This window comes from Psychrobacter sp., from assembly GCF_049295055.1.
Taxonomy (GTDB): Bacteria; Pseudomonadota; Gammaproteobacteria; order Pseudomonadales; family Moraxellaceae; genus Psychrobacter.
The window spans coordinates 1-22,110 of the sequence record NZ_JBAQQF010000057.1; the positions used below are offsets into that span (position 1 = coordinate 1).

General features: G+C 42.6%; 21 protein-coding genes. 12 read left to right on the forward strand and 9 right to left on the reverse strand.

Features of this window, described 5'->3' with window-relative positions; all coding sequences use genetic code 11:
* Nucleotides 1–338: 338 nt before the first annotated feature.
* Both WAZ74_RS08855 and WAZ74_RS08860 read left to right on the forward strand, forming a co-directional pair.
* Nucleotides 339–1,088: a DUF4442 domain-containing protein gene (locus tag WAZ74_RS08855; protein WP_422307935.1), complete on the forward strand. Its 750-nt coding sequence runs from the start codon at nt 339–341 to the stop codon at nt 1,086–1,088.
* 111 nt (nt 1,089–1,199) lie between these two features.
* Complete coding sequence (locus WAZ74_RS08860; protein WP_422307936.1) at nt 1,200–1,679, forward strand: RidA family protein; 480 nt, start codon at nt 1,200–1,202, stop codon at nt 1,677–1,679.
* Nucleotides 1,680–1,714: 35 nt separating this feature from the next.
* On the opposite strand, the gene WAZ74_RS08865 is transcribed toward WAZ74_RS08860, so the two are convergent.
* Nucleotides 1,715–3,316 (reverse strand): GspE/PulE family protein, encoded by a 1,602-nt coding sequence (locus tag WAZ74_RS08865; RefSeq protein ID WP_422307937.1) that lies wholly within the window; start codon nt 3,314–3,316, stop codon nt 1,715–1,717.
* Nucleotides 3,317–3,622: 306 nt separating this feature from the next.
* Between WAZ74_RS08865 and WAZ74_RS08870 the strand changes: the two genes are divergently transcribed.
* Both WAZ74_RS08870 and WAZ74_RS08875 read left to right on the forward strand, forming a co-directional pair.
* Nucleotides 3,623–4,447 (forward strand): thiazole synthase, encoded by an 825-nt coding sequence (locus tag WAZ74_RS08870; protein ID WP_422307938.1) that lies wholly within the window; start codon nt 3,623–3,625, stop codon nt 4,445–4,447.
* A 320-nt stretch (nt 4,448–4,767) separates the two neighbouring features.
* Nucleotides 4,768–6,306: a WS/DGAT/MGAT family O-acyltransferase gene (locus WAZ74_RS08875; protein WP_422307939.1), complete on the forward strand. Its 1,539-nt coding sequence runs from the start codon at nt 4,768–4,770 to the stop codon at nt 6,304–6,306.
* Here WAZ74_RS08875 and WAZ74_RS08880 read toward each other — a convergent pair.
* Both WAZ74_RS08880 and dxs read right to left on the reverse strand, forming a co-directional pair.
* Nucleotides 6,256–7,083, reverse strand: coding sequence for an inositol monophosphatase family protein (locus tag WAZ74_RS08880; protein WP_422307940.1), 828 nt, complete (start codon nt 7,081–7,083; stop codon nt 6,256–6,258). The genes WAZ74_RS08875 and WAZ74_RS08880 overlap by 51 nt on opposite strands.
* A 420-nt stretch (nt 7,084–7,503) precedes the next feature.
* Nucleotides 7,504–9,552 (reverse strand): 1-deoxy-D-xylulose-5-phosphate synthase, encoded by a 2,049-nt coding sequence (dxs, locus tag WAZ74_RS08885; protein WP_422307941.1) that lies wholly within the window; start codon nt 9,550–9,552, stop codon nt 7,504–7,506.
* A 41-nt stretch (nt 9,553–9,593) separates the two neighbouring features.
* On the opposite strand from dxs, the gene WAZ74_RS08890 reads away from it, so the two are divergent.
* The 4 genes from WAZ74_RS08890 (at nt 9,594) to WAZ74_RS08905 (ending at nt 12,862) form a co-directional block, all read left to right on the forward strand.
* Nucleotides 9,594–9,761, forward strand: a complete 168-nt coding sequence (locus WAZ74_RS08890) for a hypothetical protein (RefSeq protein WP_422307942.1) — start codon at nt 9,594–9,596, stop codon at nt 9,759–9,761.
* Nucleotides 9,762–10,070: 309 nt separating this feature from the next.
* Nucleotides 10,071–10,763: a GTP cyclohydrolase II gene (gene ribA, locus WAZ74_RS08895; protein WP_422307943.1), complete on the forward strand. Its 693-nt coding sequence runs from the start codon at nt 10,071–10,073 to the stop codon at nt 10,761–10,763.
* An 18-nt stretch (nt 10,764–10,781) separates the two neighbouring features.
* The gene (hemF, locus tag WAZ74_RS08900; RefSeq protein WP_422307944.1) at nt 10,782–11,789 is read left to right on the forward strand and encodes an oxygen-dependent coproporphyrinogen oxidase; all 1,008 of its coding nucleotides are present in this window, start codon (nt 10,782–10,784) and stop codon (nt 11,787–11,789) included.
* Nucleotides 11,790–12,391: 602 nt separating this feature from the next.
* The gene (locus WAZ74_RS08905) at nt 12,392–12,862 is read left to right on the forward strand and encodes a c-type cytochrome (protein WP_422307945.1); all 471 of its coding nucleotides are present in this window, start codon (nt 12,392–12,394) and stop codon (nt 12,860–12,862) included.
* 97 nt (nt 12,863–12,959) lie between these two features.
* Here WAZ74_RS08905 and gloA read toward each other — a convergent pair whose 3' ends face one another.
* Both gloA and WAZ74_RS08915 read right to left on the reverse strand, forming a co-directional pair.
* Nucleotides 12,960–13,529: a lactoylglutathione lyase gene (gloA, locus tag WAZ74_RS08910; RefSeq protein ID WP_422307946.1), complete on the reverse strand. Its 570-nt coding sequence runs from the start codon at nt 13,527–13,529 to the stop codon at nt 12,960–12,962.
* 103 nt (nt 13,530–13,632) lie between these two features.
* Complete coding sequence (locus WAZ74_RS08915; RefSeq protein ID WP_422307947.1) at nt 13,633–14,271, reverse strand: carbonic anhydrase; 639 nt, start codon at nt 14,269–14,271, stop codon at nt 13,633–13,635.
* A gap of 569 nt (nt 14,272–14,840) precedes the next feature.
* Between WAZ74_RS08915 and potA the strand changes: the two genes are divergently transcribed.
* From potA to WAZ74_RS08935, 4 genes are all read left to right on the forward strand, one after another.
* Entirely contained in the window at nt 14,841–16,127 is a 1,287-nt protein-coding gene (gene potA, locus WAZ74_RS08920; protein WP_422307948.1) for a spermidine/putrescine ABC transporter ATP-binding protein PotA, read from the forward strand.
* On the forward strand, nt 16,127–17,005 hold the full coding sequence (gene potB, locus WAZ74_RS08925) for a spermidine/putrescine ABC transporter permease PotB (protein ID WP_422307949.1): 879 nt from the start codon (nt 16,127–16,129) through the stop codon (nt 17,003–17,005). The genes potA and potB overlap by 1 nt, the downstream gene beginning before the upstream one ends.
* Nucleotides 17,005–17,847, forward strand: a complete 843-nt coding sequence (gene potC, locus WAZ74_RS08930; protein ID WP_422307950.1) for a spermidine/putrescine ABC transporter permease PotC — start codon at nt 17,005–17,007, stop codon at nt 17,845–17,847. Before potB ends, potC begins: the two co-directional genes overlap by 1 nt.
* A 123-nt stretch (nt 17,848–17,970) precedes the next feature.
* The gene (locus WAZ74_RS08935) at nt 17,971–18,861 is read left to right on the forward strand and encodes a LysR family transcriptional regulator (RefSeq protein ID WP_422307951.1); all 891 of its coding nucleotides are present in this window, start codon (nt 17,971–17,973) and stop codon (nt 18,859–18,861) included.
* Nucleotides 18,862–18,927: 66 nt separating this feature from the next.
* Here WAZ74_RS08935 and crcB read toward each other — a convergent pair whose 3' ends face one another.
* From crcB to WAZ74_RS08955, 4 genes are all read right to left on the reverse strand, one after another.
* On the reverse strand, nt 18,928–19,299 hold the full coding sequence (gene crcB / locus WAZ74_RS08940) for a fluoride efflux transporter CrcB (RefSeq protein ID WP_422307952.1): 372 nt from the start codon (nt 19,297–19,299) through the stop codon (nt 18,928–18,930).
* 64 nt (nt 19,300–19,363) lie between these two features.
* The gene (gene tsaD / locus WAZ74_RS08945; RefSeq protein WP_422307953.1) at nt 19,364–20,431 is read right to left on the reverse strand and encodes a tRNA (adenosine(37)-N6)-threonylcarbamoyltransferase complex transferase subunit TsaD; all 1,068 of its coding nucleotides are present in this window, start codon (nt 20,429–20,431) and stop codon (nt 19,364–19,366) included.
* Between the two features lie 194 nt (nt 20,432–20,625).
* On the reverse strand, nt 20,626–21,147 hold the full coding sequence (locus WAZ74_RS08950; protein WP_422307954.1) for a c-type cytochrome: 522 nt from the start codon (nt 21,145–21,147) through the stop codon (nt 20,626–20,628).
* 96 nt (nt 21,148–21,243) lie between these two features.
* Nucleotides 21,244–21,666: a hypothetical protein gene (locus WAZ74_RS08955; protein ID WP_422307955.1), complete on the reverse strand. Its 423-nt coding sequence runs from the start codon at nt 21,664–21,666 to the stop codon at nt 21,244–21,246.
* Between the last annotated feature and the right edge of the window lie 444 nt (nt 21,667–22,110).

Sequence of the window (22,110 nt, forward strand, 5' to 3'; positions counted from 1 at the left end):
AGTAATATCGATACATCACACACTGCTGATATCAATTTTCCTTGCTTGCTGTGCCTGCGCAGACAGAGGCGACAAAAAATTGATATCAGCAATACCGTAGCGATTTTAGGATATTTTGACTATAGCACTGCTATTACTATCGACTAATATACGGTTACGTCACTGTTATTTTGTAAGCGTGGTAGTTCATGCTAATAATAGTAGCGATCCATCAGTTAATGTACCATAGTTAAAATAACTGCTAGGATAAAGCTCATTAGGTTATTCACCTATTAAATGATATTTTTTAACGATCGTGTCACTAGCGTTGTGCAACCCATCCAATTGAGGAATTTTGTATGTCAGGATTATTAAAAAAACTCCCTATCAAACTGAGCAATAAAATGCCGGTCAAAGTATCTGACAGCACAAAAGCGCCAGTCAAAAAAATAAATAGCACGCTTAAACCAATCAGCAATCAATTCACCAAACTGTTATCAGTCACCAAATACTTGCCTGCTGGTGCGCGCTCGAGTATTTTATCGAAAGCGTTTGGTAAAGTAGTGCCTTATGTGGGCACGACGGGCATTTATTATGAGACCGTTGAGCCGAACCAAGTGGTGGTCAGCTTAAACAATAGCAAAGCCGTGCAAAACCATATCGGCTCCATCCATGCGGTTGCTATTACCTTGCTTGCTGAGACAGCGACAGGCTTTATCTTAGGCTTAAATCTACCGTCTGATCGTGTGCTATTGATTAAGTCTTACTCGGTGAACTTTTATCGTCCGATTAAAAAAGGACAAATGGCTGCCGTAGCGAGCTTATCTGATGAACAGCGCTTAGATATCTTAAATACACCAAAAGGCGAGATGGTTATTCCGTGCGTTATTCATGACCGTGAATCTGATAGTGATCGCGACCCAATCGTAGTCGAGATGACGTGGGCTTGGATACCTAAATCTGAATTAGAAGCACGCCGTCTAGGTAAAGTTAGCGAAAGTTCAGTAGAGTCTGATACTGTTACTGAGGCTAATAGCAAAGCAGAAGAAGCAACTGGAAAAGACAGTCAATCAGCGGCTAATGATGATGAGACTGCTGCAAGCAAATAATTAAGAATACGTATAGAAAATACGTAAAAAAAGCGCGCTATCTATGTACAAGCATTTCTATCGCGTACTTCGTATAGTAGTTATTTATAAATTTATAATAAGGAGACAATGATGTCCAAAACGACTGCCAAAATAGTGCCTACTTTTTTATCTCAAGCACTCCTCGTTGGCGCTTGTGCATTAGGATTTACTGTTAGCGCGACTGCGGCGCCAGCAACTATCATCAAGTCTAGCCCTGTATTCTTGGGTGACGGCGGCAATTATCCTTTCTCAGAAGCCGTACGTGTCGGCGATACGTTATACATGTCTGGTCAGATTGGTTTTAAAGATGGCAAACTGGTCAAAGGTGGTGTCAAAGCCGAAGCCAAACAGGCACTGGCTAATATCAATACCACCTTATTAAAATACGGTTATCAAAAATCAGATATCGTCAAATGTATGGTGATGCTCACCGACATGGACGATTTTGATGACTTTAATAAAGTCTATAAAGCTGAATTGGCAAAGCCCTACCCAGTGCGCTCAGCGTTTGGTGTCGCAGAACTAGCGGCAGGTGCGAGCGTTGAAGTTGAATGTATCGCTGCAAAATAACAATCTCTCTAACAATCTTACTTTAAAACTTTTATTTAAACGATTAAAGCGTCCTCCAATAGGGCGCTTTCTTTAGTGACTCGTAGCACTTCTTCTAACGTTGTACGTCCCGCTATTACCTTGCGTAGACCGTCAGCACGAATCGATGGTGTTTTCTGGCGTGCATACTCTTCTAGCTCGTACTCAGCTGTATTACTATGAATCATACGACGCAAGGTATCATCAACGGGCACCACTTCATATATTGCCGTCCGCCCTTTGAACCCTGACTGATTACACTTATCGCAACCGACTGGTCTGGGTAGGTTGATGGATTGATTTACCAGATTTTCAGCATTTCTTTCATCACTATTTTCCGCACTACTTTCATTACTACTTTCAGCACCATTCTCTAAAAATGGACCAATGCCAATTTCAGTAAACAATTTGGCTTGTTCAGGATCAGCCTTCTGCCAACTATGACAGTGTGTGCACAAAGTACGTACTAACCGCTGCGCGACTACGCCAATCAATGACGATGATAATAAAAATGGCTCAACGCCCATGTCTTGCAAGCGCGTAACCGCACCAATAGCAGTATTGGTATGCAGGGTTGATAATACCAAATGTCCCGTTAAGGACGCTTGCACAGCGATTTCCGCCGTCTCTAAATCACGAATTTCACCAACCATGACCACGTCTGGATCTTGACGTAACATCGCCCGTAAACTTTTGGCAAAGGTCATATCGACTTTATTATTGACCTGCGTCTGCCCAATACCATCAAGCTGAAACTCAATCGGATCTTCAGCAGTCAAGATATTACGGGTTTGATCGTTTAAATCAGTCAATGCCGAATAAAGCGTCGTGGTCTTACCCGAGCCTGTCGGTCCTGTCACCAAAATAATGCCATGCGGGCGATGAATCAAGCGTTTTAGCTCGCTATAATCATTATCAGATAGCCCTAAATAAGTCATATTTAAGCGACCCGCTTGCTTATCCAGTAAGCGCATTACCACACGCTCACCAAAGCTTGATGGTAATGTCGATACCCGCACATCAACCTCACGTCCTGCTAGTCGTAAACTAATGCGACCGTCTTGCGGTACCCGCTTTTCAGCGATATCCAATTTAGCCATGACCTTGATACGCGATACTAATAACGGTGCTAGTTGACGTTTTGGCGTGATAATTTCTTTGAGCTCACCATCGACGCGAAAGCGTACGACCAAACGCTTCTCAAAGGTTTCAATATGAATATCTGAGGCGTTTAGACGGATTGCTTCGGACAATAAGGCATTAATCAGACGAATAATGGGCGCATCGTCTTGTTGATCCATTAAATCTTCAGTTTCAGGGACACTATCTGCCAAGCTATCAAGGTCAGGATGGTCTTCGAGACCAGCGGCGATATGCTGTGATTCGCCTGTGTTGCCCGCATAAGCGGCATTCATACGTTTTTCAAAATCATCCGAGCTGACACTTTCATAAGTTGGCACGCCGCGTATGCCCTGCTGCTGTAAAAACCGCACCGCTTCATTAATTGCTGGCAATGGTGTGGCTTTGGTCAGCACCAACGTCGGTGGTAGCTCAGGGTCAATAGCAAGAATCACCAAGATCTGATGGCGTTTTGCAAAACTGTACGGCAGTTGCATCATAAAGACGACCTAGTGAATGACAAATTTAAAAAAACGTAGCAAAGCATTAACATCATAAAAGATAAAAAATGTCGATTGCTTAAATCGTTAAACTGAGTAAAGATTGTCAGTAAGCGTGTATGAGTTTGTTATAATAACATTTTGTTTTACACAAGTAGCAAGGCTTTCATCTGATTTGTTATTTTGCTGATTAAACGCTGTTATCATAGGCTTCTATCAGAAACTACTTCCTGAATTTGACCATTTATATTACTGATACCAGTGATGATTTGTCATCTTTGCTCGCCCGCTATTAGGATTATCGTTATGTCACAAGCTGCAACTTCTACTACCAATACGATGCCACTTTCGCAAGATACATTTACTGTGGGCAGTCGTACTTTTTCTTCTCGATTGCTGGTTGGTACGGGTAAGTATAAAGATATGACTGAGACTGGAGCCGCCATCAGCGCTTCAGCAGCAGAAATCGTAACGGTCGCTATCCGTCGCACCAATATTGGTCAGAATAGGGATGAGCCCAATCTACTTGATGTTATTTCACCTGATAAATACACTATTTTACCTAATACAGCAGGCTGTTTTGACGCAGAAACAGCGATTCGTACTTGCAAGCTTGCTCGTGAGCTATTATGTGGGCATAATCTGGTTAAGCTTGAAGTATTAGGTGACGAAAAAACCTTGTACCCAAATGTGATGGAAACCTTGAAAGCAGCAAAAGTATTGATTGAAGATGGTTTTGAAGTCATGGTCTATACCTCAGACGACCCTATCGTCGCCCAAGAGCTTGAAAGCATGGGCTGCGTGGCAATTATGCCATTGGGTAGCTTGATTGGCTCTGGTCTTGGTCTGCTCAATCGCCACACGCTCAGTCTGATTATTGAAAATGCTAACGTACCAGTATTGGTTGATGCCGGTGTCGGTACGGCCTCTGATGCAGCGATTGCTATGGAACTTGGCTGTGATGGCGTGTTGATGAATTCAGCCATTGCCAATGCGCAAAATCCAGTGCTGATGGCACAAGCGATGAAGCATGCTGTTTGGGCAGGACGTCAGGCCTTCTTAGCCGGTCGTATGCCGATGCGCAAAATGGCCATTGCCAGCTCACCACAGACAGGATACTTTTTTCAATAGTTTTCTAGCTTATAGCGCTTATTAAGAAGAATACAGTACTGCTGGGTTGGGGTTTTCGCAGCTTCTATCCGAAGCTTTTATTCGCAGCCTTTATTAAAAGCCTTTGTCTGGCGAAGTGCACAGCAAGCGAGAAAAATCTATACCAGCAAAATACTGTGAAAATCGTACGTACTTTATTTTGAAATTACGATATATTTAATAAACAACCAACTATAAAATAATAAGATTTAGATAGCGAAACTGTAGTTCTTGTTTGCTTTGACATACTGTTTTCATATTTGTTAGCTCTTATTTAACCTATCGTCATAAAAGGATTTATTATGCGACTTCTCACAGCAGTCGACCAGTTGTTCTTACTTCTTGAGTCGCGCAAACAACCCATGCATGTTGGAGGTCTATTTCTATTTGAATTACCAGAAAATGCTGGTAGCAATTTTGTTTGTCAGCTGGTAAAACAGATGCAAGAATCTGATGTACCGCCCACCTTTCCTTTTAACCAAGTGCTTGAGCATCTGATATTTTGGAAAAAAGACAAACATTTTGATGTAGAACATCACCTGCATCATATCGCTCTCCCCAAGCCTGCGCGCGTACGTGAACTGCTGATGTATGTCTCAAGAGAGCATGGTCGTCTGCTAGACCGCGCGATGCCTTTGTGGGAATGTCATGTTATTGAAGGTATTCAACCAGAAAGCGAAGGCAGCCCTGAACGCTTTGCGTTATATTTTAAGATTCATCATTCTTTGGTTGATGGCATTGCTGCCATGCGTCTGGTCAAAAAATCCTTATCACAATCGCCCACCGAGCCAGTCACGTTGCCAATTTGGTCTTTAATGGCACGCCATCGCAATCAAATCGATGCTATTTTACCCAAAGAACGCTCTGCGTTACGGACCCTCAAAGAGCAAGTGTCTACGATCAAACCTGTATTTACAGAGCTGCTGGATAATCTAAAAAATTATGCCGATGACAGTTATGTTAGTACCTTTGCCGCGCCAATGAGTGTACTCAATAAACGCATCTCAGCATCACGGCGCATCGCCGCGCAATCTTATGATATCCAGCGCTTCAATGATATTGCCGAGCGACTAAATATTAGTAAAAATGATGTGGTTCTCGCCGTATGCTCTGGCGCGATTCGTCGTTACTTACTCTCTATCGATGCTTTACCTAGCAAACCACTTATCGCCTTTGTACCGATGTCTTTACGTACAGATAATAGTGTGGCGGGCAATCAGCTGTCATTTGTACTGACCAATTTAGGCACGCACCTAGACAACCCATTAAGTAGAATTGAGCTCATTCATCGCAGTATGAACAATGGCAAGCGCCGCTTTCGGCGGATGAATCAAGCGCAAGTCATCAACTACAGTGTGGTTTCTTATGCTTGGGAGGGGATTAATTTGGCGACCGGTCTATTCCCTAAAAAACAAGCCTTTAACCTGATCATCTCCAATGTCCCTGGCTCTGAAAAGCCGCTGTATTGGAATGGCGCGCGTCTGCAATCTTTATACCCCGCCTCTATCGTATTCAACGGTCAAGCAATGAATATCACGCTTGCCAGCTATTTGGATAAGATTGAATTTGGTATTACCGCTTGTAGTAAAGCCTTACCTCATGTGCAAGATATGCTGATCTTGATAGAAGAAGAATTGCAGCTATTGGAAAGTGTCAGTAAAGAGCTTGAGTTTAAGGGTATAACGGTTGAAGATAAAAGTGGCCATAAAAGTAAGGTTAAAATAAAAAAGCTGGCTCCATACCGGAACCAGCTTTTTCTACTGTATTTTAAAACATCTGAACGTGAGCGACTATACGGCGTCGCCCCACGCTGGTACAACCACTTGCATCAAAGGTTTTAATAATTTGATATTACAAGCAAAGATAGAGCCTGATGTCATCGAGTTATGCGCGCCTGTATGATCAACCACCACACCGCGTGCCTCGGTGACGATAAGCTCACCAGCAGCAATATCCCAAGGCTTGATCGACATCTCAAAATAGCCATCAAAACGACCAGCGGCTACATAGCACAAATCAAGCGCGGCTGAACCTAAACGGCGAATCTGACCACCGGCTTCACAGACTTTTTGTAAGCTTTCGAAATGCTCTTTTGCATAAGAGATAACTTCACCATTACGCTTACGCTCAAGAGGATGACCGGTGGTGAATAAACCACCTTCAAGCGTTTTGCGTTCGCTGACGTTGATACGGCGCTGGTTTAAACGCGCGCCCTTACCACGGCTGGCAGAGAACATCTCATCACGTACTGGATCATAGATAACGCCATGTTCAGTTACGCCTTTATACTGCACTGCGATAGAAACACAAAACTGTGGCACGCCATGAACGAAGTTTTTGGTACCATCTAGCGGATCAATAATCCAGCACCAGTCAGCATCTTCACCGCGGCCTTCTTGCATACCAAACTCTTCACCCAAATACGAGTGGTTTGGATAGCTCGTTTTTAATGTCTCAATCGTCAGCTCTTCACTAAAACGATCAATACGGGTAACCAGTCCATCAAGTCCTTTTGACTCGATATCTAGCTCGATTTTGTGACGATTTTGATGCGCGTATAAAATCTCTTTACCGACTTTTTCAGCAGTACGCGCTGCGATGACGACCATGGGTTCCATAAATAACCTACTTGTTTGATGAATGAATATTGCTTAATATGTACTAATTAGTAGACAACACTTCTAAAATACATACTACGTATTAGATAAATACTGCTTATAAAATCAACGAAAAATAAAGCCAGCCTGCATTTTTGGCCTACAAAACCTGTATTCAAAATATGTCATTGCTACTTAGAAACACAGCCGCTTAGCAAACCATCATTTATGGTTGCTATCAGTCGCACCGCTCAAGTTGTCAAATAATTTACACCTACGGCAAGCAGGCGATGTTTTGGCATAAAAATGCATACTTTATTTTTTACTACGCTATTTTATCAATTTTTTACGAGCTATAGTTGTTTAAGTGACTTATTATTTTTATAACTTAGGGTTAATTGGCTTAAGTTATTTCTTTAAAATAAAAACTGTATCAATTATTTATGGCAACAGTTTATGAAGCTGCTGGACTACGCCCTCGACATCTAAACCGCAATCCGCCATTTGTTGCGCTTGAGAACCATGTGCAACAAAGCGATCAGGGATACCGATATTATAGATGGCTGGACGATTGACTTTAAAGGCAATAGATTCGTTCAGTAAATACTCATTTACTGCACTGCCAGCACCACCCATAATCATGTGCTCTTCTAAAGTCACTATATGAGTAATACCTTGTGCCAATAGCTTTTCTAAAAGCTGAGTATCCAAAGGCTTGACCCAGCGCATATTCACGACATGCACCTGACAACTTGACGCCAATGAGGGGCTAGAAGTGATAACCTCTGCTGCTTGCTCAGCCGTTGCCACCATAGTACCGAACGCCAATAAAGCCAATTTATTTGGCGCATCATCTTTACCAAGGACCGACTCTATAACTGCCTCACCGATATTATAAATTTGAGCGGGTTGGCTAATTACTGCTCCAGTGCCCACACCGCGTGGATAGCGCACTGCTGTACATCCTTGATATTCATAACAAGTATTTAGCAAATGATAGCATTCGTTTTCATCTTTTGGCGCCGCAATCAGCATATTAGGGACGCAGCGTAAAAAGGCAAAATCGAAGACGCCAGCATGAGTTGCGCCATCTTCACCGACTAAACCTGCGCGATCAATCGCAAACATCACATCGAGGTTTTGTAAAGCGATATCGTGAATAAGCTGGTCATAACCGCGCTGCAAGAAAGTCGAATAAATCGCGACGATTGGTTTGACGCCTTGGGTTGCCATCCCGCCAGCCAGCGTTACTGCGTGTTGCTCAGCAATAGCCACATCGAAAAAACGCTGCGGGAATTGACGAGCAAACTCAAGCATGCCCGACCCTTCTTCCATAGCTGGCGTAATGGCGAGTAGCTTATCGTCATCTGCCGCTTTATCACATAAGAACTGTCCAAACACCTGCGAGTATTTTAAAAGAGGTGTACTTGGTATTACACTTTCTTCTACCGCTTTAGTATCATCCTCACTAGGCAATCTGCTGATGGCATGATAGCCTACTGGGTCTAATTCAGCTGGCGCAAAGCCTTTACCTTTCGTGGTATAAATATGCACTAAAACCGGACCCTTTACTTGCTTTGCAATCGATAATACGCGCAGCAGCTCAGGAATATTATGGCCATCAAAAGGACCAAAGTAAGCAAAGCCAATGGCTTTAAATAGATTATCTTCTAGTTGCGGTACATCGCGCAGCTCGTTATGACGCTTACGTCGGTCAAAGGCTTGCATGTCAGGGCGCTGACATAATATCGGCTCGCCTGTATCAGAGATATCAACCTGATATCCTGACTCCCACAACACCGCTAAATGACGTGAAAACCCACCAATAGAACACGATATCGACATATCATTGTCGTTTAAAATCACTATCAAATCAGCATCTTGTTGCACGGCATCATTCATGGCTTCAAAAGCCATGCCGCCGGTCATTGCCCCATCACCAATAATACAAGCAACCGTTTGCGCACGGCCTTGATAGCGTAGCGCTAGGCTCATGCCTAGACCTGCTGAGATAGAAGTCGATGAATGCCCAACTCCAAAAGTATCGTAAACAGATTCTGCACGTTCAGGAAAAGCGGTCAAACCTGATTTAGAACGTATAGTTCCTAGCTGATCACGGCGACCGGTCAGTACTTTATGAGCATAAGCTTGATGACCCACATCCCAAACAATCTGATCTTGCGGGGTATCCAATAAATAATGCAGCGCTACAGTCAACTCAATCACACCTAAGTTGGCCCCGAAATGACCACCGCTTTGACCTGCTGAATACAATAGAAAAAGCCGTAACTCATCTACTAAGGTAATCAGCTGAGCTGTGCTAAAACCTTTAAGATCAGCGGGTGAATCCACAGTATCGAGCAGTGGCGTATGAGGACGCTCACGTGGAATCACTGCATAAGTCTGTTGCAGGTTTGATAGCGGTACAGCGGAATCAATGGCTGACGCAGATAATGACTGAGGCTGTGGGGAATGAGGTGACTGCTGCATAAAACTTACGATACCTACCAATCTGCTGACAAGATGCGATCTTGGAATATAACTATAGTTATACCTGTGGTTATAACCATGACTATATTCTAAGTGGCGTTAATAATAGCAATGGCATCATTAATCTCACTAATGTCATTGATGTCATCGGCTATATAATTATTGATACCGCTTTTATCGCTGCGGATAACGAAAAATACACTATTTAATATAAAGTAATAGTGCTAACGCTGTCGTGCTAAGAGCTGTTTTAAGGGCTATTATGCCTTATTATTTTGCAGCCATATCGGACGTTAGTGACGACATAGTAATGTAAGGGCTAAGACTTGTCACTGTATCCGTCAAAATAGTATGGCATAATAGCATTTATTTTTAATTGTCGCTTTAATCATCGTGCGTCGTCTGTGAACTTTGTGTGTTTTTATTATAAACACCCTCAGCAACACCATCAGCATGCTGTTTCTATAAAAACCTCATACTAAAATACCGCCACGATTATCGGCTTATGCAGGACATTAATGTCATATCAATTTATCACTAGCGCCAAACTGCCTACTCGTCACGGCGAGTTTGATATTCATATCTTTGAAAACGATGACGGTCAAGAGCATGTAATGCTCACCGTTGGTTTGTCTGTGGTCAATGAAACGAGTATTATTGAGACTTCGCAGCCGCATGATGCTGTATTAAATCAAAAAGATGCGACCTTATCAGAGCGACCTGTCCCACTGATACGTATTCATTCTGAGTGTTTGACCGGTGATGCTTTTAGCTCTTTAAAATGTGATTGTGGTCCACAGCTAAATACGGCGATGGATGCGATACAAAAAACGGGCTGTGGCGCTATTTTATATCTGCGTCAAGAAGGGCGCGGTATTGGTCTGACCAATAAGATTCGCGCTTATGCCCTGCAAGATCAGGGGCACGATACCTTAGATGCCAACCTCATGTTAGGCTTACCGGCTGACGCGCGCATTTATGACATGTGCGGACCAATGCTTGCTCATGTCGGCATCGATACCGTGCGCCTTATCACCAATAATCCTGATAAAGTTACTTACTTAACTGAGCATGGAATAGATGTCGTTGAGAGAGTGCCGATAGTCGTTGGGGTTAACGATATGAATGCTGAATATCTGGCGACCAAGCGCGATCGCATGGGACATCTGTTTGATAAAGAATTCAATACCGCCTTACACCTCAATAAATAGTAAATAATTAGATACTTTATGAATACTGCAAATATAGATAATATAAATACCTCAGTAACAGCTTCAGCAGTGACGCCGAGCAATAACGACATCATGCGCGTGCGTGAGTTTCTGGTAGATTTGCAAGCGCGTATTTGTCAAGCGTTAGAGGCACAAGAGCGTGACGGCAGTACTGATAACAATAAACCAGCCATCTTTGTTCCCGACGATTGGGAACGTCCTGAAGGCGGCGGTGGTCGCTCGTGTGTATTAGCAGATGGTCAGGTAATTGAAAAAGCTGGTGTCATGTTTAGCCATATCCATGTCAGTAACTTGCCCGCTTCAGCAACTGCCCGCCATCCTGATATTGCAGGTCGTAAAGCGCAAGCGATGGGCGTATCGCTGGTCGTCCACCCAAGAAATCCCAATGTTCCTACTAGCCATGCTAATGTGCGTTTGTTTATTGCCGAAGCAGAAGGCGAAGATCCAATTTGGTGGTTTGGCGGTGGTTTTGATTTAACCCCATTTTATCCAATACTTGCTGACTGCGTTCATTGGCATCAAGTTTGTCATGATCTCTGCGCACCTTTCGGTGATAACGTCTATCCTGACTTCAAGCAATGGTGTGATGAGTATTTTCATCTACGTCATCGCGATGAGCAGCGCGGTATTGGCGGCTTGTTTTATGATGATGTCAACGTTGAGAGTCGTGGCTGGGATTTTGAAACCTGTTTTAAATTCATGCAAGCCGTCGGTAATGGCTATCTTGAAGGTATCCTGCCAATTTTTGAGCAGCGTAAAAATGCGCCTTATACCGAAGCACAACGTGAATTTCAGCTATATCGCCGTGGGCGCTATGTCGAATATAATCTCGTTTATGACCGCGGTACATTGTTTGGCTTACAAAGCAACGGACGTATCGAATCCATCTTAGTCAGTATGCCACCACTTGCCAGCTGGCATTATCGCTTTGAACCTGTCGAAGGATCGCCTGAGTTTGAGTTGATTGACTTTTATCTAAAACCGCGCGATTGGTTGACTTTATAGTCAAAATTGGCATAATAACTGACAGATATTTATCATTTCTAATATAAAAGCTTTTATGGTTTAAAGCATTTTAACGCTATAAAATTGTCATTATTGCTGTTATGAAGGTCAGCTAGCCATGCTGACCTTTATTATTTTAAGTAAATTACTATTTAAAATAAGCATCAAATAGTTAAAAAATAGGGTGGTGTTCTAAAAAGTATGCTGGCGATAAAAGTCAATAAGAAATCTATGCTAAGTTCTCTGATTCTATAGGGCTTTCAAGGCTTCAAAAATTGTTCAAATTTTAATCAGCATACTTTTTGACACACCACCAAAAATAGTAATTTATAACTTAACGAAGATAATTGATTAGAAATAGTTTATAAATTAATTTAATCTACTTTACAAAAACTCACGCTATCAACCTATGTTACTTAAGCCTGTTGCTGTTTAATATAGGATGATCGGTATTTTAAGAGCCGTACGAAACTGTCATTTAGAATGTTGATAAATTAAAAATATTAAATGCAATTTATTTTAATAATAGCAATTCAATCAGGTGACGAGCATACGTATGCTACGCCGCCTTTTTATTAGCCAAGTTTACAGGAGTAACTTACATGGCACAGGTTCAAATGAGCAAATCATTGAAATCAATCTTCGGTATCACATTGATGGCAGCCGCTCTAGGTCTAACGGCTTGTAGCAGTCCCGCTAACCCTGACGTCAAAGCACGTCAAGACATCATGAAAAACTTCGGTGATTCCATGAAAGTTATGGGTGGCATGGCTAAAGCACCTGATACTTTTGATGCCGAAGTTTTTAAAGAGCAAGCGGCATTTTTGGCTAAAGAAGCGGCTAATCCTTGGAGCCATTTTGAAGATGCCGAAGCGGTTGGTAATGCCAAAGAAGCGGTCTGGTCAAATGCTGATGGTTTCCGCGCTGAAGCAGAGAACTTTCAAAAAGTCACTGCTGAGTTAGATGCTGCCGCACAAACAGCGACCAGCATTGATGATGTGATGCCAGCTTTTAAACCTGTTGGTGACAGCTGTAAATCTTGCCATACGGATTTTCAAGTCGAAAAAGACTAAGCAATATTTATCTAAACATATAAAAAAGCCACCTTATCAAAAGATAAGGTGGCTTTTTTATATGTTTAATTTATGAAGCCGTTAACTCATGAATCAATTAAGCCATCAAGTCTGCTTGTACGATTTCAATCCAGTAGCCGTCGATGTCTTTGATAAAAGCAATATTTTTCATACTACCCTCTTCTGGACGTTTTTTGAATTCGACGTTATTTTTATCAAACCAAGCTACTGCCTCATCAAGATTAGGTACGCTAAAGCAGATATGACCAAAGCCTTGTGGCTCTTGGTTGCCATCATGATAGCTAAAGTCCGCTTGTGTCTCAGTGCCATAATTATGCGTTAATTCTAAAATACCACGCTGTCTAAACGCAAAAATCTCTAAATCATCACCTGCTGGCAAATTTTCACGCTCGCTCTCAGTAAGCTTGGCTAAAAAGTACAAATCAAAACCCATCGCAGGGAATTTTTTTAGCGCCAGCAAGGTCATTCCTAAAACACCCGTATAAAACGCCAGTGATTTAGCAGGGTCTTTTACGCGCAACATAGTGTGATTAAAAGTATAGCCTGTCGTCTGAGCTGAGATAGGTTGCACACCCTCAGCTTTTACGCTGCTCTCAGGTTGGGCTAATGATGATTGGTCATTATTAAAATTAGCAGAATTAGTCATAGTTATTCCAATATTTAAGCTGTTCTCATATTTAACAGTTGCTACGGTCTTGCTTTTGACGCGCATCAATTAATTATAATAAATACATAATTATTCACATTTACTAGGCATCTAAAAACCGCACCTTTCCTGTCTCTAAATTATACTCTGCACCAACGACAAGCAGCTGACCGCTGCTAGTCAAGTCTTCTAAGGCACGCGAGCCATGTTTTAATTGGCTGACCGACATGCGCACATTGGCTCGTATAGAGCGATCAACCAGCTCATCAGCATCCACATCCTGCCCGTTAGCGGTCGCAAGCTCATGCAAGTTATAAACGCTTGGGCGAATACGATCAACGATTGATTGTAAGTTAGGAGAATAGTTTTGCTCAGGATTAATCAGCGCTTCTACGCAAGCGGTGACAGCGCCACAATGTGAATGCCCAAGCACCACGACCAGCTTAGTACCGAACTTTTCGGCGGCAAACTCAACCGAACCAATTTGTGAAGGAGCAACCACGTTGCCCGCCACTCGTATCACAAACAAGTCGCCCAATCCCTGATCAAACACAATCTCAACCGGTACTCGTGCGTCTGAACAACCCAAAATAATCGCTAAAGGGTCTTGATCCCTAATCAATTCTGGGCGCTTTTGCATGCATGGATCGGTATTGGTCAAACTATCTATGTAGCGTACATTGCCTTCTTTGAGAAGCGCCAATGCTTCTTGACCTGTTTTTGGGCGTGTATCGTTAGGCATAAGAAATCCTTGATTATTATTTAGTTAAAAATATAAATGACTCTACAATCATCCTTCCAATAGAGTCTAATTTGTTCTATATCACTGAGCTTTCTAAGTCGATTTAGCCGAGGGTTCAACTAAGTTTTTTACGAGTGCAAATAACATTTTATTTAGCATACACAAAATTATTGTATAGGAATAAAAGCACTAAAATGGTAAAAAATTTTATTTTAATGCCAATATTTCCAATGTTAATGATTGCATTGTGGCGATAATAAACAAACGTGCTTAGTATTGTAAAATCAGCATAGAAAAACGACTTATAAAGATATACATATATTAAGAAAAATGTATGCATAAGCGCAGTAAAAAGTAAAAAAAGCGTTGCACGCGAAATTGTACTAGGATGGCGATATAAACCAATCAACTAATAACGAACTTGCACTGACTTATATTAAAGGTTTGTTATAATACCTAACGACCAGACCTCGTCTAAACTCATCGCTTATACCATACCGAATCATGTTGCTTAGCGTATCTAATGCTCATATTAATAATGGCCTTTTGGTATTTTAGGAACCAATCTTATGACCGAATCAAATCTACCCACGCCTAACATTCCTGCATCAACTCATGCAGATAAGGTGTTGCTGCAACTGACTGGTCTAAAAAAAACCTATGATCAAACTGACGTTCTAAAAGATATCAATCTTGATATTAAGCACGGTGAATTTATCACCTTACTTGGTCCATCAGGCTGCGGTAAAACCACCTTGCTGCGATTGATTGCCGGTTTTGAGCAGCCAAATGCAGGGGCGATCTACCTAGACGGTATACAGATGGCAGGGCTACCAGCGGATAAGCGTCCGGTCAATACCGTATTTCAGCAATATGCTTTATTCCCGCATATGACGGTGGCGCAAAATGTGGCTTACGGTCTTAAGCTTAAAAAAGTCCCTAAAGATGAGATTCAAACGCGGGTACGTGAGATGCTAGCGATGGTGCAGCTAGAACATTTAGCCAATCGTAGACCACAGGATTTGTCCGGTGGTCAGCAGCAGCGTGTTGCGATTGCACGGGCAGTGATCAATCGTCCTAAATTACTATTGCTCGATGAGCCTTTATCGGCGCTCGATCATAAGCTGCGTTTGCAGATGCAATCGGAGCTTAAACGCTTACAACGCGAGTTGGGTATTACATTTGTCTTTGTCACTCACGATCAAGAAGAAGCCCTTTCAATGTCAGACCGTATTGCGGTGATGAAAGACGGCAAGTTTCAACAAATCGGCACCCCGATTGAGATTTATGAAACCCCTGCCAATTTATTTACGGCCAAATTTATCGGTGAGACCAATTTATTTAAGGCCGAGGTCAAAGGTGTGTATCCTGAGCAGCCCGATCGTGACGGTCACGTGACCAATGGACGTATCGAAGTCGAGGTCTGCGAGGCACAAGCGCAAGATGGTCCAACCCCTGTACGCAATTTGCGTCGACCAGATTTTGCCAATGATGTGCAAGTCGGCGATATAGTGAATTTATTGCTACGTCCTGAAGATTTACGGATTTATGATCCGAATGATAAAGAGCACAGCGGATTGTTAGGCCATGTGATAGAAAGCAACTATAAAGGCAGCACTTTAGACTCAATTATTGAGCTAGATAACGGTCATATCATTAAAGCGTCTGAATTCTTTGATGAGGACGATCCAAGCTTCGACTATAAGCTCAATGAGGGCGTAAAAGTGTCATGGGTTGATGGCTGGGAATGGGTTTTGCCAGAAGACAATACACTTGATAATGAGGTGAAGCATCAATCTGCCAATTTAGCTGGCCATTTATCTGGCGATGTATCTGGTAAAAAGGACGTCAGCTAATGGCACGTACTGGCGTCAGCAATAAAAGTCCTTTTCGTACCGCAACGCTGTGGCTGATTTGGGGTTGGTTACTCATTTTCGCGCTATTACCAAATATACTGGTGATTGCCGTCAGCTTTTTAACACGCGACAGCACCGCTTTTATTAGCCTCCCTGTCAGCATCGACAGCTACGTACGCATGATTGATCCGCTCTACTTTGACGTTTTTGTACATTCATTATGGATGGCAGGAATCACCACGATCATTTGCTTATTATTCGGCTACCCCTTTGCTTGGTTTGTCTCTCGAGTGAGTAAACGTTGGCAGCCCTTATTGATGATGATGCTCATATTGCCATTTTGGACCAACTCTTTGGTACGAACTTACGCGCTTAAATTATTATTTGCTAATAATGGTTTGATCAATAAATTCTTACTCGCGTTAGGCATTATTGATACCCCGATTGATATTTTATACACTCAAGGGGCAGTAATTGCCGGTTTAACCTATTTACTCTTTCCGTTTATGGTACTGCCGTTGTATGCCGTCTTTAGCGACTTACGCGATGATATGTTGCTTGCCTCACAGGATTTGGGTGCCTCAAAAAAACAAACGTTTTGGCATGTAGTGCTGCCATTGACCACGCCTGGGATTATTTCAGGGGTGCTGTTAGTTTTATTACCAGCAATGGGTATGTTTTATGTGGCAGATATTTTAGGCGGTTCACGCAACTTATTGGTTGGTAATATTATCAAAAACCAGTTTTTAGATGCACGTGATTGGCCGTTTGGTGCCGCAGCCAGTGTTTTATTGACACTGGCGATGGCAGTATTACTACTTGCCTACCGCGCCAGTAGCCGCCGTATCGGTAAAACTGACTTTAATGAGGTGGCCTAATGTCTGATAGTTCACTGAATAGTTCACTGAATAGTTCACCAAATAATAAACTGTCAAAAAACAAAACTCCCATAAAGTTTGGCAATATTGCTGCCAAAGGCTACCTTGGTCTGATTTACACCATGCTATATCTGCCCATTCTTGTTTTGGTGGTCATGTCGTTTAATAAATCCAAAATCGGTTATAACTGGGGCGGCTTTAGTTTAAAGTGGTATGAGTCATTACTTAACAATCAGGCGATGCTAGATGCCTTTTGGCATTCTATCGTCCTAGGTTTGGTTGCAGCCACGGTATCAACGATTATTGGTACACTGACCGCGCTTGCCTTACATCGCTATAACTTTCGCGGTAAAGGTCTGTTAAATGGCTTGTTATTTGTACTGATGATGTCGCCTGAGATTGTCTTGGCAATATCGCTACTGGCGCTATTTTTATTGATTGGGCTACAGCTTGGTTTTGTATCGCTGTTATTAGCACACATTACTTTTTGCCTACCATTTATGGTCATTACCGTCTTTGCAAGATTAAGCAGTTTGGATGAACGCCTGATGGAAGCGGCACGGGACTTGGGTGCTAGTGAATCAATGATGGTGCGTACGGTATTGATTCCTGTTATTTTCCCAGCAGTGATGGCAGGTTGGTTGCTCGCTTTCACCTTATCTCTAGATGATGTGGTAGTGTCTACCTTTGTCACTGGTCCTAGCTATGAGATTTTGCCGCTACGTATATATTCAATGGTGCGTGTCGGTCTAAAACCTGAGGTCAATGCGATTGGTACGATATTGCTAGTCGCTTCACTAATTTTGGTGGTAATCTCACAGTTATTGCTACGTCGACGTTAACCTTTACCTTTACCTTAAAAATATTCTTAACGTACAATTAGGCAAAACAATAATGAGCGTTTTTTAGTCATTTATCAAACTCAGTATTTCTTATTCCTTTAACTTCGGTGGTTAGATTATTTTATGTTAGAGCTTCGTCATCTTAATACGCTAACTGCGCTACGGGCACATGGTTCATTGGCCGCTGCTGCCGATGAGCTGCATGTCACTGCTTCTGCGGTCTCGCATCAGTTAAAAGAGCTAGAGAATTACTACGATATCAGCTTGGTTAATCGCCGAACGCGCCCACTGACCTTTACGCCAGCTGGCAAAACAGTATTGGCGCTTGCCGACAGTATTATGCCGCAAGTCACTCGTACCAAAGCCAACTTAAAGCGTTTAGCACACGGTCAAGCAGGCAGATTGCGTTTGGCTTCTGAATGTCACAGCTGCTTTGATTGGTTGATGCCGATTCTTAATCATTATCGCCGTGAATGGTCTGATGTTGAGCTGGATTTTGCTACTGGTTTTGAACCTGAGCCGCATCATTTATTGATGGAAGGTGATATAGACTTGCTGATTACGACCAGCAATTTGCCGATAGAAGGCATTAGCTATCAGCCCTTATTTGAGTATGAGAGCCGTTTAGTGCTGTCGCCTACTCATGATTTGGCGGAGCAGCATTTTATACGCCCAAATGATTTGATTGAGCAAACCTTGATTGCCTATCCAGTAGAAGCTAAGCGCCTCGATATTATTGCGAATTTTATGACCCCAGAGCAGGTTAGTTTTAAGAATATTAGAACCACTGAACTGACCGCTATGCTCATACAGTTAGTGGCCAGCGAACGCGGAGTGGCAGCACTACCCGATTGGGTGGTTGCCGAATACGAGAGAAAAGGTTGGGTGGTGTCACGCCCATTGGGTAACGGCGTTTATTGTCAGCTATATGCCGCAACGCGCACATCTAGTCAGGATACGGCTTATATGCAGGGGTTTGCCAGTTTGTTAGAAGGGATAGTAAAACCTCTGTAACTAAAAATTTTTACCATTAAGGCGTGTTAAGCAATTAACACGCCCTAACTATATACAATTTTATTTCTACAAAACCAGCTTAAGCAAATAAAAGCCAACAGCAGTTGCTAACAATGTCAGCCCAACATGTAGACCAATTAGAATCAAACCTGATAACAGGCGACCATCATTAATTAAAGCAAAAGTCTCAGCGCTAAAGGTGCTAAAAGTCGTTAGTCCACCTAAAAAGCCAGTCACTACAAACATCCTGACATTTGGGGACAAACTGCTACCCATACGTTCAAACCATACCAGCGCAACGCCTATCAGTAGCCCACCTAAGATGTTAGCACCTAGCGTGCCTAGAGGAATCCAGCTGTGCTGCGGATTAAAACGCCCAAGCCATGCCCGCAAGCATGCGCCAATTGCTGCTCCTAAACCGATAGCGAGCCATTGCATGATGTAATCCTTGTTCTCTTCATGAATACTATTCTAATAAGCAAAAAAACCATACCTCTTGCAATTATACCGCAGGCAATTCGGTCATTGGCCAACGTGGCACGCAAGTGACAGCCAAATCATCAGACTGCCCCGCTTGCAAGCGCTCATAACCAGCATAAGCAATCATCGCCCCATTATCAGTACATAAAGCTGGCGGCGCATAATGCACAGTCGCATTTATCTTCGCTAGCTCAGTCTCTAACGTCTCACGTAAATGACTGTTAGCACTGACACCGCCAGCAATCACCAGTCGGCTCATATTGACTTGTTTAAGCGCTTTGACGCATTTCTTCACTAAGGTATCAACCATCGCATGCTGAAAGCTTGCCGCTATATCAGCGCGGACTTGTGGGTCGCTATCAGAGCTATTTCCTGAACCCCCTGAGCCTCCTGAACCAGCAGTATCTTTAATCAAATTATGCACAGCCGTTTTCATACCGCTAAAAGAAAAGTCTAAACCACGATGCAACATCGGACGCGGTAAGCTATAAGCGTTCGGATTGCCCGTTTCAGCCAATTTAGCGATATTAGGGCCACCCGGATATTCTAAACCCAGCATCTTTGCCGCTTTATCAAAGCACTCGCCTGCTGCATCATCGATTGATTCGCCCAGTATTTCATATTGACCAATACCCTGCGCGGCAATCAACAACGTATGACCACCTGAAACCAGTAGCGACACAAACGGAAACGCGGGTGGATTTGCTCCCATCAATGGTGCCAATAAATGCCCTTCCATATGATGAACACCGATAGCCGGAATATCCAAACCATACGCCAAACTACGACCAAATAATGCACCCGTCATCAAGGCGCCGATAAGCCCAGGACCCTTAGTATAAGCGATGGCATCAATGTCATCTTTAGTAATGTCGCACTGCTCCAATAGCTCATGGAATAAAGGCACCAGCTTACGAATATGGTCGCGGCTTGCAAGCTCAGGTACCACGCCACCATAGAGTGCGTGTAGCTCTATTTGTGAATACAGTACTTGCCCGAGCAGACCTTTATTCTCGCTATTTATCTGCTCACTATCGAAAATCGCCAGACCGGTCTCATCGCAAGAAGTCTCTAAACCCAATACTTTCATGTATGTGCCTTTATTACGTTGCTTTACTCAATTACGGTAATTTTCTCAATTACTTTGATTTGCTCAACTCATTTTTTGCTTATGTTAGAGCTTAAAAACAATGATAGTTTAGCAGTCATAAAAAAACCGCCACTGCTCGCGTACAATGGCGGTTATTCTATCAAATTTCAACAATTAATATTAGCTACCTGTTATTAGCTAACAGCGGCTACCATATAATCAACGGCCGCATAAACTTCAGCTTCGCTCACTTCAGCGTTAGCTTGCGCTGGCATTTTGTTAAAGCCTTTCGCAGAATGCATACGTAGCGTTTCTATGTCTTTGACAAGGTGTGGCGCCCAATCTGTTTTATTGCCAAATTTCGGTGCTGCCAATAAACCATTTTCATGGCAGACCTTGCACTGTTTTTCATACAGTTTAGCACCAGTGTCAGCTGCTAATACTACAGGCTCAGCAGCAGCTTCGGTTTCAACTACCGGCACTTCAGCAGGCTCAGGCTCAACCATAGGCTCAGGAGTAACCACTTCAGGTTCTGCAACAGGTGTTTCAGGCTCTACTACCACAGTCTCAGTTTCAGTGACAGCAGCAGGCTCATCCGTCGCTTTATTATCACCGCCACTACACGCACTAAGTGCTAACAACGCACTAAGACTTAGGGTAGACAGCGCTAATTTAGCAGCTGATTTTTTCTTCATAGGCTGTTGTTTCATAGTCATAGTTATTCCCTCATCTATAAATTATTAATGATAAATAAATTACTAGTCACAAATATCAATCAGCCAGAAACCTCAATGCCGATTAATGGATTGCTATTAATTCGTCATTGGTTCAGCTTCAGTAGTAGCCGTATCAGCAGCTGGCATCTCTGCAGTATTAGCATCAGTATTAACATTGTCAGCGGCGCTAGCAACGCCTGACTCTGGGCTTGCAGTAGCATCGGTTGCTGAACCATCTGCAGCAACTGCGCCTCCTTCAGTGCTCATCGCAACATCTGCTGTGGCATCAGCAGCAGGCATTGGCGCTGTTTCTGGAAAATTCATATCTTCTGCTTTAGGCCCGTTTTTGCGAGCAAGCTCTGCTGCATCATCGACTCGATCTACTGCCAAAACTTCACCTGACTCTGCGCCAGCTTCTTCTTTTTCGCTGCTACAAGCACTCAGACTCAGACCCATCGTAAGCGCCAATGTTGTCCATAGTGCTGTATTTACCGCTGTTTTTTTCATGCCACTTTTCATTAGAACTTCCTCAGTATAATAGCGTTGTAGCTTCTTGCTGTCTTGTCAAACAGTATATTAAACTCATCATATCATAGACTTTATACAAGCCGTTATTACCAAACAGCTGTTTTATTCAAAATTTATTTATTATTCGTTAAAAGATTATTAAAAATATTAACACTTCTGCTTAGGAAGTTATCTATTTAAACGTAAACGGTTAAGTTACTTATAAATGGCTATTATTTGCTGATATTCAAAAATAGATACGCTAAAGTCTTTGACTTTACTGCTATTTTTTATTAAAATAAGCGCCCTTGTGCTATTGCGCAAGACTTTCCTAGTTTGAGCTGATGCCAGTAATCTTGAGATATTACGGCTAAACACTAATATACAGCCAAACTAATGCCCTTATATCTCATCCTAATCGAGGAGTCTTCATGCCTGCAGTTAAGGTTAAAGAAA